Raw genomic sequence first — 13,389 nt, 5'->3', positions numbered from 1 at the left:
AAACGGAGCGCCAGCGGAATTGGGAGCGCTCACACCCGATCAGCCCCCACGCAGGTCCAGACCGAGGTCCAGCGCCGTCACCGAGTGGGTCAGGCCGCCGACGGAGATGTAGTCCACGCCGGTCTCGGCGTAGGCCCGCGCGTCGGCCAGGGTCAGCCCGCCGGAGGACTCCAGCAGCGTCGCCGAGGTCCCCCGCCGCCGCACCGCCTCCCGGGTCGCGGCGACGTCGAAGTTGTCCAGCAGCACCAGCTCGGCCCGCAGCGCCAGCACCTCGTCGAGCTGCTCCAGCGTGTCGACCTCGACCTCGCGCGGCAGGTCGGGGGCGTGCGCGCGCACCGCGGCCAGCGCGGCCCCGACCGAGCCCGCGGCGGCGACGTGGTTGTCCTTGATCAGGACGGCGTCGCCGAGCCCCAGCCGGTGGTTCTCCCCGCCGCCGCAGCGCACCGCGTACTTCTCCAGCAGCCGCAGACCCGGCAGCGTCTTGCGGGTGTCGCGGATGCGGGCGCCCGTGCCGGCCACGGCGTCCACCCAGGCCGCGGTGGCGGTGGCCACGCCGCACAGGTGGCAGAGCAGGTTGAGGGCGGTGCGCTCGGCGGTGAGCAGGCCCCGCACCGGCGCCCGGACGGTCAGCGCGGCGTCGCCGGGGGCGAGGCGGTCGCCGTCGGCCATGGCGTCGAGCACCTGGTAGCCGTCGGCGCCGAGCACCCGGTCGAGCACCGCCCGCACGGCGGGCACGCCGGCCAGCACGCCCGGCTTCCGGGCGGCGAACACCGCGGTGGCCACGGCGTCGGCCGCGACGGTGGCCGCGGTCGTGGCGTCCGGGCCGTAGCGCAGGTCCTCGCCCAGCGCCGTGTCGACGACGCGGTGCAGGTCGTCGAGGTCGGGTCCGATCAGCGTGCCGGTCATGCGGCGCTCCCCTTCGTGGTGGCGAGCGCGGGGAGCACGACCGCGCGGCCGGTGGCGTCCAGGCCGATGGGCAGGCTCTCGCGCTGCCAGGTGTCGTCGCGGGCGGGGAAGTCGGTGCGCAGGTGGCAGCCCCGGCTCTCGGTGCGCCCGCCCGCGGCGGCGAGCACCGCCTGGGCGAGCAGGGTGAGCGCGGCGTCCTCGACGCCCGCCCGGTCGCAGGGGACCGACAGCGCGGTGGCCGCCTCGACGACGTCCGAGGCCGCGGCCAGCCCCGACGCCGAGCGGCCGATCCCGGCGGCCGCGGTCATCGCCCGCTGCACCACGCCGCGCGGGGCGATCGGCACCGCGGGCGGCGGGGCGACGGCCGGACCCGGCGCGGGGCGCCCGGCGGCCCGGTCGCCCAGCACGGCCGCGACCACCCGCTCCCCCATCACCAGCCCCTCCAGCAGGCTGTTGGAGGCGAGCCGGTTGGCACCGTGCAGCCCGGTGCGGGCCACCTCCCCGGCCGCGTAGAGGCCGGGGACGCCGGTGCGCCCGTGCAGGTCGGTGACGACGCCGCCGCACGAGTAGTGCGCCGCGGGCGTCACCGGGATGGGCTCGGTGGTGGGGTCGACCCCGGCCGCCCGGCAGGCCGCGGTGACGGTCGGGAACCGGCGCCCGAACCCGGGCAGGGCGGTGGCGTCCAGGAAGACGCAGACGGCGCCGGACTCGGCCAGCGTGCGGCTGATCGCCGCGGAGACCACGTCCCGCGGCGCGAGGTCGGCCAGCGGGTGCACCCCGGCCATGAACGCGCGGCCGGTGCGGTCGCGCAGCACCGCACCCTCCCCGCGCACCGCCTCGGTGACCAGCGGTCGGCGCCCCACGGCCGGACCGGTGTAGAGCACGGTCGGGTGGAACTGCACGAACTCCAGGTCGGCCGCGGTGGCCCCGGCGCGCAGGGCGAGGGCGACGCCGTCGCCGGTGGCCGTCTCCGGGTTGGTGGTCGAGGCGTAGAGCTGGCCGTACCCGCCGGTGGCCAGCAGCACGGCCGGGGTGCGCAGGACACCGGGGCGGCCGGCGTCGTCGAGCACCGCGAGGCCGGCGAGCGTGCCGCGGGCGTCCAGCAGGGCGTCGACGGCCACGTGCCCGGTGAGCAGCGGCAGCCGCCGGTCACCCGCCGCGGCGACCAGCGCCCGCTCCACCTCGGCCCCGGTGGCGTCGCCGCCCGCGTGCACCACCCGGAACGCGCTGTGCCCGCCCTCGCGGGTGCGGTCGGGACGGGCGTCCGGGCCGTCGAAGCGGGCCCCGCGGGCCCGCAGCCGGGCCACCGCGGCCGGGCCGTCGGCCAGGATGGCGCGGACCGCGGCCGGGTCGCACAGCCCGCCCCCGGCGGCCAGGGTGTCCTCGACGTGCGCGGCCACGCTGTCGCCGGCGACGTCGCCGAGCACGACCGCGACGCCGCCCTGGGCCCAGCCGGTGGACCCCGCATCGGCGCTGTCCTTGGTCACCACGACGACCCGCAGGCCGGCCTCGGCGGCGTCAAGGGCGGCGGTCAGCCCGGCCACCCCGGACCCGACGACGACCAGGTCGGCCGCCGCCTCCCAGCCGCTCATCGCTCTCCCTCGCTGCGCGAGCTCGGCGCTTCGCGCAGGCACCGTGTCGATGATTCGCTCGCAAGCTCGCTCATTCGCCGCCGCCCGGCTGCCCGATCTCGATCATGCGCTGGACCGCGGCGCGACCACGGGCGGCCAGGTCCGGGGCCACGTGGACCTCGTCGCGGCCCTCGCGCAGCGCCCGCAGCAGCTTCTCCGGGGTGATCATCTTCATGTAGGGGCAGGACGCCCGGTCGTTCACCGCCCGGAAGTCGATCTCAGGGGCGGCCCGGCGCAGCTGGTGCAGCATCCCGATCTCGGTCGCGACGAGCACCGAGGCCGCCGTGGACGCCCGCGCGGCGTCGAGCATGCCGCCGGTGGAAAGGATCTTGACCCGGTCGGCCGGGACGGCCCCGGAGCCGGCCAGGTAGAGCGCCGACGTGGCGCAGCCGCACTCGGGGTGCACGAACAGCTCGGCGTCCGGGTCCTCGGCGGCCTTCGCGCTGAGCGTGGCGCCGTTGATGCCGGCGTGCACGTGGCACTCGCCCGCCCAGACGTGGATGTTCTCCCGCCCGGTGACCCGCCGGACGTGCGCGCCCAGGAACTGGTCGGGCAGGAACAGCACCTCGCGGTCGGCCGGGATCGACTCCACGACCTCCACCGCGTTCGACGAGGTGCAGCAGACGTCGGTCTCGGCCTTCACCTCGGCGGTGGTGTTGACGTAGCTGACCACGACCGCGCCCGGGTGCTCGGCCTTCCAGGCGCGCAGCTGGTCGGCGGTGATCGAGTCGGCCAGGGAGCAGCCGGCGGCCGCGTCCGGGATCAGCACCGTCTTGTCCGGGGCCAGGATCTTGGCCGTCTCGGCCATGAAGTGCACGCCGCAGAAGACGATCGTCTCCGCCTCGGCGGCGGCCGCGATCCGGGACAGCCCGAGCGAGTCGCCGACGTGGTCGGCCACGTCCTGGATGGCCGGCAGCTGGTAGTTGTGCGCCAGCAGGACGGCACCACGCCGCCCGGCCAGCTCGCGGACCTCCGCGGCCCAGTCGGGGCCGGGGTCGGCGACGGGGTCGGTACCGGGGCCGACCTGGGGCCTTGCGACGGTGTCGGTGAGCGACACGGTGCCTCCTCTGTTTTCGACTATGAGTCGTAAACGTGCGCTACTGTAGCTCCGAGGGGCCCGGTCCGCACCCGTCCCGTGACCCGCGCCTCACCTACCGGCAACGATCCGTTCACCGCGACGGCCGGTCGGACGGCCACGCCTACGATCTGCGCCCATGAGCCGGCCAACCGCGCACGAGGTGCTGGCCGCCGTGCTGCAGATCCGCGACGGCCACCTCCAGGTGCTGGCCTGGCAGCGCGCCCGCGAACCCGACGCCGGGCGGTGGGCGCTGCCGGGCGGGCGGCTGCGCGACGACGAGGACGTCGAGGCCTCGGTGCGCCGCCAGCTCGCCGAGAAGGTCGACGTCCGGGAGATCGCCCACGTCGAGCAGCTGGCCGTGTTCAGCGACCCCGACCGGGTCCCCGGCCCGCGCACCGTGGCCACCGCGTTCTTCGGGCTCGTCCCCTCCGACGCCGACCCCGCCCTGCCCGCCGACACGGCGTGGCACCGGCTCGCCGACCTGCCGCCGACGGCCTTCGACCACGCCCTGATCGTCCGCGACGCCCGCGAGCGGCTGCGGGCCAAGCTGTCCTACACGAACCTGGGCTTCGCGCTGGCCCCGCACGAGTTCACGATCTCGGAACTGCGCGCGTTATATGTCGGCGCGCTCGGGCACCCCGTCTCGGCGACCAACCTGCAGCGCGTGCTGACCCGGCGCGGGCTGCTCCAACCGACCGGCGCGATCGCGCCGCCAGGGCCGTCCGGAGGTCGGCCGGCAGGACGCTTCCGGTTCACCGACCGGTCGCTGCGCGTGACCGACGCCTTCGCCGTGCTGCGGCCGCCGGGCGAGGTCGCGCGGTCGGCCGTACCGTGATCCGGGTGACCGAGACCCTTCCGCTGTTCCCCCTGGGTACGGTCCTGCTCCCCGGAGCGTCCCTGCCGCTGCACGTCTTCGAGCCGCGCTACCGCCAGCTCACCGTCGATCTCGTGACGGGCGCCGTGCCCGGCAAGCTGTTCGGGGTGGTGGCCGTTCGGGAGGGCTGGACCCCCGACGACCACGGCATGGAGGGCGTCCACCACGTCGGGTGCACGGCCGAGCTGCGCGACGTGCGCCGACTGCCCGACGGCCGGTTCGACATCGTCACCCGCGGATCGCGCCGCTTCCGACTGCTCGACATCGACGCCGACACCAAGCCCTACCTGATGGGCACCGTGGAGCACCTGCCCGACGTCGAGACGCCTGCCGACGCGGGCGACCTGACCCGGATGCTGATCAGCTCCGCGCGCGACGCGCACCGCCGCTACTGCGCCACGGCGTGGAAGTCCGACGACTGGTCCGAGCCGGAGGCCGACGTCGAGCCGGGGACCCTGCCGCACGTGCTGGCCGCCGACTGCCTGCTGCCGATCGGCGACCGGCAGCAGCTGCTGGAGCAGACCTCGCCCACCGAGCGCCTGCGGATGGTGCGCGCGCTGATGGCCCGGGAGACCGGTCTGCTCTCGCAGCTGCGCGCCGTCCCGGCCCCCATGACCACCTTCGCGGTGGAGCACTCCTTCAACTGACCCCCGGCCTCCGTCAGCGCCAGCCGAAGCGGGTGCGGAGCTGGTCGGCGACGCGGTCGAAGCGGGCGCGGTCGAGCACGGCGCCCTCGCGGCGGATGTCCTGCTCGCCGACCTCCAGCACCCGGTCGAGCCGGGCGAAGGACTCCCGGCCCTGCCGGTCCCACGCCCCGGAACCGATCGACACCCAGTCCCGGTCGCCCTGGCGGTCGTGCCGGCTGGACAGCATCAGGGCGGCCAGCTCCCCGCCCCGGCGGCCGACGACGAGCAGCGGGCGGTCCTTGCCGCGACCGTCGCCCTCCTCGAACGGCACCCAGGCCCAGACGACCTCGCCGGGGTCCGCGGCGCCGTCGGGGTTCGGCGCGTAGACGATCTTGTCGGCGCGGTCCGCGGTCGGGGCCTGGCGCGCGCCGCTGCGCCGCGGGTCGGCCGTGGGCGCGGGGGCGCTCCGACGCTGCCCGTACTTCAGCAGGTCCATCCCGATGCGCGCCGCCTGCCGCAGCGCCTTCCCCCAGTCGGCCATCGGACCAGCATGCCCGACCCGATCTCCAGGCTCTGCTCAGACCTCGTAGCCGTTGCGGTCGACGACGTCGGCCGCCGGCCAGTCGGCCATCGGGGAGCGCACCGGCAGCACCATCGACGGTCCCCCGTACACCTCGACCCGCCCGTCCGGCTCGATCATCCGGGTGCGGGCGGGCACCCGCGCCCAGCCGCCTGCGGCGTAGAAGCCGGTGAGGTCGTCGGAGGTGGTCAGGAACCCGAACGGCAGCGCCCAGCCGTCCAGCACGCCGGCGAGCTCGACCAGCAGCAGCCGGCCAGTGCCCCGCCCCTGCTGGTCGGGGTCGACCCCGACCAGGCCGACGTCGCCGACCAGCAGGTCGCGGTCGTCGCCCGCGACCCGCAGGTACCGGCGCAGCACGGCGATGTGCGCGACGGCCCGCCCGTCCCGCCGCCCCACCAGCCGCACCTCCGGCCGGGCACTGGCCCAGCTGCGCGACCCGTCGAGGCGGCGCGAGCGCGGGAAGCACCGGCGCAGCAGCCCGGCCAGCTCGGCGTGCGCCCCGGCGTCGAGGTCGTCCTCCCAGGTCAGCGACCAGTCCACGGCGCTCACCCGGCCTGCGGGAGCGCGTAGGTGACGTCGCGGCGGTGCAGGACGTAGCCGGCGCGGCCGTAGACGCCGAGCGCGCCGGTCGGGTTGGTCGCGTCCACCGTCAGCGACGAGGACGCGTAGCCGAGCTCGCGCGCCCGCCCGAGGACCCGCGCGAGCAGCGCGGCGGCCAGGCCCCGGCCGCGCCACGACGGGACCGTGCCGACGGTGTCGACGTAGAGGTCGCGCCGCCCGGTGCGCGCGGTAGCCGCCGCGAACTCCTCGCAGAGCACGAACCCCACGACCACGCCGTCGGGGGTGCGCGCGGCGATCGAGCACTCCGAGCGGAAGTTGCGGTTGGCCGTGCGGTGGTGCACGAAGGTCTCCAGCTCGTCGGGGACCGAGCCGAAGTGGTCGGCGAAGGAGGCGTTGCGGGCGGTGCAGAGCGCCCTGTCCCAGCGGGCTCCGTCGTAGTCCGGACCCAGCATGTGCAACTCGACCCCCTCGGGCACGGGCGGTGCGACGACCGGCGCGGCGAGGTCGCGGCGCAGTTCCGACCACCACCGCACCGGCACCAGGCCGGACCGCTCGGCCATCGCCACCGCCGCGGGCATCGACTCCGCCACCCGCACGTCCAACCGCGCCCCCAGCTCGACCGCTCGGTCCCGGGCCACCCCGACGAGGGCCGTCCCGATGCCGCGCCCGCGGTGGTCCGGGTGCACCACGCCGTCGGCCTCCACGACCTGCTCCCCGACCGGACCGCGCACCCACAGCACCTGGCACGCCACCGGCCGGTCGCCGTCGAGGACGAGGACCGCGTCGCGCTCGTGGTCGAGGTCGGGGTCGGCGAGCTCGAGGGCGCAGTCCTGGGCGTCGTAGTGCCGGCCGAGGCGGTCGACGGCCTCGGCGGCGGCGAGCAGCTCGGCCCAGGTGGCCGCGTCGGAGGGACGCAGGGGTCGGTGGCGCAGCGCGAGCGGCAGGGCGAGGGCGATCACGTGCAGCGACGGTAGGTCCTGATCGCCGCCCGTGCACCCCACTCGGGCCGCCTCCCCGCCGCGCGGGCAGGCGAACGGACCAGCGCCTCGGCCACCGCCGGTGCGCCCGGTTACCCTGACGGGGCCATGTCGACCCTCTCGTCCACGGCCGCGTCCGGCGTCGCGGCGGCCGGTGCGGAGCACCCCGCACTCTCCCGCCGGCGGGAGCTCGGCGCGACCAGCGCGCGGTCGCTGCTGCTCACGGTGCTGGGCGAGTTCGTGCTGCCGCGCGACGACGCCGTCTGGACGCAGGTGCTGATCGATGTGCTGGGCCGGCTCGGCGTCGAGCACAAGTCGGCCCGCCAGGCCCTCGCCCGCACCGCGGCCGAGGGCCTGCTCGAGTCCGACCGGGCCGGGCGCCGGGTGCGCTGGTCGCTGACCGAGCAGGGCCGCAGCCTGCTCACCGACGGCGCCACCCGCATCTACGGCTTCGGCGCCCCGGCCCGCCCGTGGGCGGGACGGTGGCTGGTGCTGCTGGTCAGCGTGCCCGAGGTGCGCCGCCAGCTGCGCCACCGCCTGCGCACCCGGCTGGCCTGGGTCGGCCTCGGCTCCCCCGCCCCCGGCGTCTGGCTCAGCCCCGACCCGGACAAGCAGGACGAGGTGGCCAAGGTCCTCGCCGACCTGGAGCTGACCGCCGTCAGCAGCTCGTTCGTCGGCCCCTTCGGCACCATCGGCTTCGAGCGCGACCTGGTGGCCCAGGCCTGGGACCTGGCCGAGGTCGAGGAGGCCTACGAGGGCTTCCTGGAGACCTTCGCCGCGGCCACCGCCGACCCGACCGGCGGCACCCTGAGCAACCAGATCCACCTGGTGCACGCGTGGCGGCGCTTCCCGTTCCTGGACCCCAAGCTGCCCGCCGAGCTGCTGCCCGCCCGCTGGGCGGGCGCCCGCGCGGCCGCCGTGTTCGACCAGCTGCACTCCTGCTGGGCCGAGCAGGCCCAGCAGGAGTGGGACGAGCTCGTCGCCGACGCCGACCCGCACCCACCCGCCGTCGAAGGGTGATCGCGCGCGGCGGGGCGTCGTCGACCCGTGCCGGGGCCGGCCTACGCGTCGGTGGTGACCCGGAAGTCGACCTCCTCGGTGGTGACCGTGGCCGCCGTCCGCCCGGGACCGGTCTGGAAGCCCCAGTACAGGTTGGTGTGGGCGATGACCTGGGCAGGCGGCGGCGCGCCCCACTGGGTGAGGTCCTCGGTGGTGTGGGCGTCGGTGACCAGCGTCGTGTCGTACCCGCGGACGAACGCGCCGTGCAGGGTGGCCCGGATGCACGCGTCGGTCTGCGCGCCGGCCACGTACAGCCGCCCGACACCCAGCGCGGACAGGACCTGCTCGAGGCTGGTGGCCTCGAAGGAGTCGCCGTGCTCCTTCTCCACCGCGGGCTCGGACTCGCCCGGGACGAGCTCGGGCACGATGCGCCAGCCGTCGCTGCCGCGGGGGAACTCCTCGTTGGTCTGCTGCACCCAGACGACCGGGACGTCGCTGCCCCGCGCCTTCTCGACCAGGCGGGCGATGTTGGCCACGACGCCGTCGCGCTCGTGGGCGCCGGAGACGACGCCGTTCTGGACGTCGACGACGAGCACGGCAGTGTTCGGCCGGTTGTCGAGCGTGGTCATGGGTCCCTCCCGACGCGCTGGTCCTCGGTACCGGACCCACCGTAGGACCCGCCACCGACAGCGGCACGCCGCCGACCGCACCCGCGCCGGTCGGCCCGACCGCCCGCCGACGGCAGCGCGTTAGGGTGCGGTGCCGGCCCGATCACGCGGGGCCGGCCAGTCCAGGATCGCGAGCAGAGGACGGGCGAGGTAGGCAATGGCAGGACCAGGCGACATCCCCCGCCGAGGCGGAGCCGGCACCCGCGTCGGCTCGGTCGAGGTGACCCGGCTCGAGGACGGATCGGTCGCGCTGCGGGACCTGAAGAACCAGGCCGCACCAGGGGTCGTGTTCAACGCGCACGAGTGGGCGGACTTCGTCCGCGGCATCAAGTCCAACCAGCTCGACTTCGGCCCCGCCGCCGGCCCCGGACCGCGTCCGGCCGGCGTCGACGTCGAGTCGACGGTCCGTCTGAAGGTGTGACGGGAGCGTCCCCGGTCCGGCGGGCCCGGACCGGGGACGCAACCCCTCAGCTGGCCAGATCCAGGTCCGAACGCAGCGGCTGGTCGGCCACGAGCAGGTAGTCGGCCCTGGCCTCGGCCAGGGCGGCCCGCAGCCGGGTGACCGGCAGCACCAGGCAGCGGTCGTCGGTCGGCACGACGATCGGCAGGGTCGAGCGGGCGGCGGCGCGGCAGCCGGGCCGGTCGGGCCAGGCCGTGCGGGCGTCCGCGTGCGCGGCGGCCAGGTCGGACACCCGGTAGACCGTCGTGGGCCAGACGAGCGCCCTCCCGGGGTATGACCATCGGAGCAGGCGTCGGCTCAAACCGGTGCAACTGGCCCGCTGAGCCAACGGGCGGTCGGGGGCGACAAGGCCCGTCCCCGAGCGTCTGCCGCTACCCGCCGCTCAGCCCAGGCACCCCGGCCCCAGCAGGGCTTTCAGGTCGCCCATCAACGCCCCCGAGTGCGTCACCTTCAACGAGTCGTCCAGTTTGAGCATCGTCGTGCGCGACCCGTTGATCAGGCTCAGGTGCACTTCGGACGTTCCCGGGTGGTTGCTCAGCACCTCCTTGAGCTTGGACACCCGCTGGGGGGTCACCAGCTCCGTGCGCATGCTGACCTTCACGGGGGCGCCGGGACCGCCGTTGGCGCTGGTGAGGTCGGGGACGGCGAGGTCGTTGACGATGAGTGAGACGCGGTCGTCGCGGCGGTTGACGCGGGCCTTGACCAGGACGATCGCGTCTTCGGCGACGTCGACGCCGACGACCTGGTAGCAGCGGGGGAAGAACAGGACCTCGATGCCGCCGGCCAGGTCCTCCAGCTGGGCGGACGCCCAGGGCTCGCCGTTCTTGTTGACCCGGCGGTTCACGTTGGCCAGGATGCCGCCGATGGTGACCTGGTGGCCGTCGGGGACGGTGCCCTCCAGGATCGTGGAGATGGGCATGTCGGACTTGGCCGACAGCACCTGCTCCACGCCGTGCAGCGGGTGGCCGGAGACGTAGAGGCCGAGCATCTCGCGCTCGACGGCGAGCTGGTGCTTCGGGTCCCACTGGTCGTCGGGGACCTTGACGTCGAAGACCGAGTCGAGCTCGGAGCCGCCCGAGCCGTCCATGGAGCCGAACAGGTCGAACTGGCCCATCGAGGCGGCCTTCTTGGTGCTCATGACCGCGTCGATGGCGTCGGCGTGCACCAGCAGCAGGCCCTTGCGGGGGTGGCCGAGCGAGTCGAAGGCACCGGACTTGATCAGCGACTCGATGACCTTCTTGTTGCAGACGACGGCGTCGACCTTGCGCAGGAAATCGCTGAAGTCGGTGAACGCGCCCTTCTCCTTGCGGGCCGCCACGATCGAGTCGACGACGTTGACGCCGACGTTGCGGATGCCGCCAAGGCCGAAGCGGATGTCGTTGCCGACGGGGGCGAAGTTGCGCACCGACTCGTTGACGTCCGGGGGCAGCACCGTGATGCCCATCCGGCGGCACTCGGCCAGGTAGACCGCGGCCTTGTCCTTGTCGTCGCGGACGCTGGTGAGCACGCCGGACATGTACTCGGCCGGGTAGTTGGCCTTGAGGTAGGCCGTCCAGTAGGAGACCAGGCCGTACGCGGCGGAGTGGGCGCGGTTGAACGCGTAGTCGGAGAACGGGAGCAGGATGTCCCAGAGGGTCTTGACCGCGGCCTCGGAGTAGCCGTGGTCCTTCATCCCCTGGGCGAAGCCGGCGTACTCCTTGTCCAGGATCTCCTTCTTCTTCTTGCCCATCGCGCGGCGCAGCAGGTCGGCCTTGCCGAGCGTGTAGCCGGCCAGCTTCTGCGCGATCGCCATGACCTGTTCCTGGTAGACGATCAGGCCGTAGGTCTCGCCGAGGATGTCCTTGAGGGGTTCGGCCAGCTCCGGGTGGATCGGGGTGACCTCTTGCCGGCCGTTCTTGCGGTCGGCGTAGTCGTTGTGGGCGTTGGCGCCCATCGGACCCGGCCGGTACAGCGCGCCGACGGCGGAGATGTCGTCGAACTCGGTGGGGGCCATCCGGCGCAGCAGGTCGCGCATCGGACCGCCGTCGAGCTGGAACACCCCGAGCGTCTCGCCGCGGGCCAGCAGGTCGTAGGTCTTCTTGTCGTCGAGCTCGACGGACTCGATCTCCAGCTTGGGCTTGCCGTTGAGCTCGATGTTCTCCAGCGCGTCGTCGATGATCGTCAGGTTGCGCAGGCCGAGGAAGTCCATCTTGAGCAGCCCGAGCGTCTCGCAGGCGCCCATGTCGAACTGCGTGATGATGGCGCCGTCGGCCTCGCGGCGCTGGATCGGGATGACGTCGATCAGCGGCTTCGACGACATGATCACACCGGCCGCGTGCACGCCCCACTGGCGCTTGAGGCCCTCCAGGCCGCGGGCGGTGTCGATGATCTCCTTGACCTGCGGGTCGACCTCGTAGAGGGCGCGGACCTCGGTGGCCTCGGAGTAGCGCTTGTGGGACGGGTCGAACACCCCGGACAGCGGGATGTCCTTGCCCATGATCGCCGGTGGCATCGCCTTGGTGATCCGGTCGGCCACCGCGTAGCCGGGCTGGCCGAACAGCACCCTGGCCGAGTCCTTGATGGCCGCTTTGGCCTTGATGGTGGAGTAGGTGATGATCTGGGCGATCCGGTCCTCGCCGTACTTCTCGGTGGTGTAGCGGATCATCTCGCCGCGCCGGCGCTCGTCGAAGTCCATGTCGATGTCGGGCATCGATATGCGCTCGGGGTTGAGGAACCGCTCGAAGATCAGCTTGTGCTTGATCGGGTCGAGGTCGGTGATCCCCAGGACGTAGGCGACCAGCGAGCCCGCCGCCGACCCGCGGCCGGGCCCGCACCGGATGCCGACCTTCTTGGCGTGCTGGATGAGGTCGGCGGTGACCAGGAAGTAGCCGGGGAAGCCCATCTGGATGATGACCGACAGCTCGTACTCGGCCTGCTTGCGGTACTGGTCGGTGACGCCGTTCGGGAACCGCATGTGCAGCCCCCGCTCGACCTCCTTGACCAGCCAGGACTCCTCGTTCTCCCCCTCCGGGACGGGGGCGCGGGGCATCAGGTCCTGGCCCTCGGTGAAGCCGACGTCCACCCGCTCGGCGATCAGCAGCGTGTTGTCGCAGGACTCCGGGAACTGGTCGTCCCACTGGGCGCGCATCTCGGCCGGGGACTTGAGGTAGAAGTCCTGGGCGTCGAACTTGAACCTGTTCGGGTCGGCGAGGGTCTTGCCGGTCTGCACGCACAGCAGCACCTCGTGCGGCCGGGCGTCCTCGGCGTAGGTGTAGTGCAGGTCGTTGGTGGCCAGGCCGGGGAGGTCGAGCTCCTTCTTCAGCCGGAAGAGGTCCTCCTGGACCTGCTTCTCGATGCTGATGCCGTGGTCCATCAGCTCGCAGAAGAAGTTGTCCTTGCCGAAGATGTCGCGGTAGTCACTGGCGGCCTGGCAGGCGTCGGCGTAACGGTCCTGCTGGAGCAGCCGCTGGACCTCGCCGGAGGGGCAGCCGGTGGTGGCGATGATCCCCTTGCCGTAGGTCTCGAGCAGCTCGCGGTCCATGCGGGGCTTGTAGTAGTAGCCCTCCAGGGAGGCCAGGGACGAGAGCCGGAAGAGGTTGTGCATCCCCTCGGTGTTCTCGGCCAGCAGCGTCATGTGGGTGTACATCTCACCCGGGTTGTCGTCGCTGATCTGCTGGCCGCCCAGGGTGGCGCGCTTGCGCTCGTGCCGGGAGCCGGGCGACAGGTAGCCCTCCATGCCGATGATCGGCTTGACCCCGTTGGCGTTGGCCTTGCGCCAGAACTCGTAGGCGCCGAACACGTTGCCGTGATCGGTCATCGCCAGCGCGGGCATCTCCATCCGCGCGGCCTCTTTGAACAGGTCGTCCAGCCGGGCGGCCCCGTCGAGCATGGAGAACTCGGTGTGGGTGTGCAGGTGGACGAAGCTGTCCTTCGGGCTGGCCATCGGGGTGGACTGCTCCCTCCTGGCGCGGCCCGGGGGCTGCGCTCGATCGACTGCCGGACCCGACCGCCGGACGCGCCGGGCGGGGCGCGGACGGGACCTGGTCCGAG

At 73.8% G+C, this 13,389-nt stretch carries 13 protein-coding genes; 4 read left to right on the top strand and 9 right to left on the bottom strand.

The annotated features are described in order from the left end of the window. Window positions 1–39: 39 nt before the first annotated feature. The 3 genes from nadC to nadA all read right to left on the bottom strand — a co-directional run bounded on the left by nadC (window position 40) and on the right by nadA (window position 3,594). On the bottom strand, window positions 40–906 hold the full coding sequence (gene nadC, locus KDL28_RS12960; RefSeq protein WP_252438171.1) for a carboxylating nicotinate-nucleotide diphosphorylase: 867 nt from the start codon (window positions 904–906) through the stop codon (window positions 40–42). Further along, complete coding sequence (locus KDL28_RS12955; protein ID WP_252438169.1) at window positions 903–2,498, bottom strand: L-aspartate oxidase; 1,596 nt, start codon at window positions 2,496–2,498, stop codon at window positions 903–905. The genes nadC and KDL28_RS12955 overlap by 4 nt, the downstream gene beginning before the upstream one ends. 70 nt (window positions 2,499–2,568) lie before the next feature. Beyond that, complete coding sequence (gene nadA, locus KDL28_RS12950; RefSeq protein WP_252438167.1) at window positions 2,569–3,594, bottom strand: quinolinate synthase NadA; 1,026 nt, start codon at window positions 3,592–3,594, stop codon at window positions 2,569–2,571. Window positions 3,595–3,751: 157 nt separating this feature from the next. Between nadA and KDL28_RS12945 the strand changes: the two genes are divergently transcribed. Next, a complete protein-coding gene (locus KDL28_RS12945; RefSeq protein WP_252438165.1) occupies window positions 3,752–4,450 on the top strand; it encodes an NUDIX hydrolase in 699 nt (232 codons plus the stop codon). A gap of 5 nt (window positions 4,451–4,455) precedes the next feature. Beyond that, window positions 4,456–5,136 (top strand): LON peptidase substrate-binding domain-containing protein, encoded by a 681-nt coding sequence (locus KDL28_RS12940; protein WP_252438163.1) that lies wholly within the window; start codon window positions 4,456–4,458, stop codon window positions 5,134–5,136. A 13-nt stretch (window positions 5,137–5,149) separates the two neighbouring features. On the opposite strand, the gene KDL28_RS12935 is transcribed toward KDL28_RS12940, so the two are convergent. Genes KDL28_RS12935 through KDL28_RS12925 form a run of 3 tightly spaced genes read right to left on the bottom strand, consistent with a single transcriptional unit; the run spans window position 5,150 to window position 7,215 of the window. After that, complete coding sequence (locus tag KDL28_RS12935) at window positions 5,150–5,656, bottom strand: type II toxin-antitoxin system PemK/MazF family toxin (RefSeq protein WP_252438161.1); 507 nt, start codon at window positions 5,654–5,656, stop codon at window positions 5,150–5,152. Between the two features lie 36 nt (window positions 5,657–5,692). Continuing rightward, window positions 5,693–6,244: a GNAT family N-acetyltransferase gene (locus tag KDL28_RS12930; RefSeq protein ID WP_252438159.1), complete on the bottom strand. Its 552-nt coding sequence runs from the start codon at window positions 6,242–6,244 to the stop codon at window positions 5,693–5,695. Beyond that, window positions 6,241–7,215: a GNAT family N-acetyltransferase gene (locus tag KDL28_RS12925; protein WP_252438157.1), complete on the bottom strand. Its 975-nt coding sequence runs from the start codon at window positions 7,213–7,215 to the stop codon at window positions 6,241–6,243. Before KDL28_RS12925 ends, KDL28_RS12930 begins: the two co-directional genes overlap by 4 nt. Before the next feature lie 126 nt (window positions 7,216–7,341). Here KDL28_RS12925 and KDL28_RS12920 point away from each other — a divergent pair, with 126 nt between their 5' ends. Beyond that, on the top strand, window positions 7,342–8,253 hold the full coding sequence (locus KDL28_RS12920; protein ID WP_252438155.1) for a PaaX family transcriptional regulator: 912 nt from the start codon (window positions 7,342–7,344) through the stop codon (window positions 8,251–8,253). 41 nt (window positions 8,254–8,294) lie between these two features. Here the strand turns inward: KDL28_RS12920 and KDL28_RS12915 are convergent, their stop codons facing one another. Further along, the gene (locus KDL28_RS12915) at window positions 8,295–8,861 is read right to left on the bottom strand and encodes an isochorismatase family protein (RefSeq protein ID WP_252438153.1); all 567 of its coding nucleotides are present in this window, start codon (window positions 8,859–8,861) and stop codon (window positions 8,295–8,297) included. Window positions 8,862–9,120: 259 nt separating this feature from the next. Here KDL28_RS12915 and KDL28_RS12910 point away from each other — a divergent pair, with 259 nt between their 5' ends. Beyond that, window positions 9,121–9,321 (top strand): DUF397 domain-containing protein, encoded by a 201-nt coding sequence (locus tag KDL28_RS12910; RefSeq protein WP_252438150.1) that lies wholly within the window; start codon window positions 9,121–9,123, stop codon window positions 9,319–9,321. Window positions 9,322–9,367: 46 nt separating this feature from the next. On the opposite strand, the gene KDL28_RS12905 is transcribed toward KDL28_RS12910, so the two are convergent. Then, window positions 9,368–9,592, bottom strand: a complete 225-nt coding sequence (locus KDL28_RS12905) for a hypothetical protein (RefSeq protein ID WP_252438148.1) — start codon at window positions 9,590–9,592, stop codon at window positions 9,368–9,370. Window positions 9,593–9,742: 150 nt separating this feature from the next. Continuing rightward, a complete protein-coding gene (gene dnaE / locus KDL28_RS12900; RefSeq protein WP_252438146.1) occupies window positions 9,743–13,282 on the bottom strand; it encodes a DNA polymerase III subunit alpha in 3,540 nt (1,179 codons plus the stop codon). Between the last annotated feature and the right edge of the window lie 107 nt (window positions 13,283–13,389).

This window comes from Pseudonocardia humida (genome assembly GCF_023898865.1).
Lineage (GTDB): Bacteria > Actinomycetota > Actinomycetes > Mycobacteriales > Pseudonocardiaceae > Pseudonocardia > Pseudonocardia humida.
Note: the sequence above shows the minus strand (reverse complement) of the source record. Positions and strands in the feature narration are given on the sequence as shown.

Coding starts and splice junctions, on each gene's coding strand:
- nadC (WP_252438171.1), bottom strand. CDS start 906: ATGACCGGCACGCTGATCGGACCCGACCTCGACGACCTGCACCGCGTC.
- KDL28_RS12955 (WP_252438169.1), bottom strand. CDS start 2,498: ATGAGCGGCTGGGAGGCGGCGGCCGACCTGGTCGTCGTCGGGTCCGGG.
- KDL28_RS12945 (WP_252438165.1), top strand. CDS start 3,752: ATGAGCCGGCCAACCGCGCACGAGGTGCTGGCCGCCGTGCTGCAGATC.
- KDL28_RS12935 (WP_252438161.1), bottom strand. CDS start 5,656: ATGGCCGACTGGGGGAAGGCGCTGCGGCAGGCGGCGCGCATCGGGATG.
- KDL28_RS12920 (WP_252438155.1), top strand. CDS start 7,342: ATGTCGACCCTCTCGTCCACGGCCGCGTCCGGCGTCGCGGCGGCCGGT.
- KDL28_RS12915 (WP_252438153.1), bottom strand. CDS start 8,861: ATGACCACGCTCGACAACCGGCCGAACACTGCCGTGCTCGTCGTCGAC.
- dnaE (WP_252438146.1), bottom strand. CDS start 13,282: ATGGCCAGCCCGAAGGACAGCTTCGTCCACCTGCACACCCACACCGAG.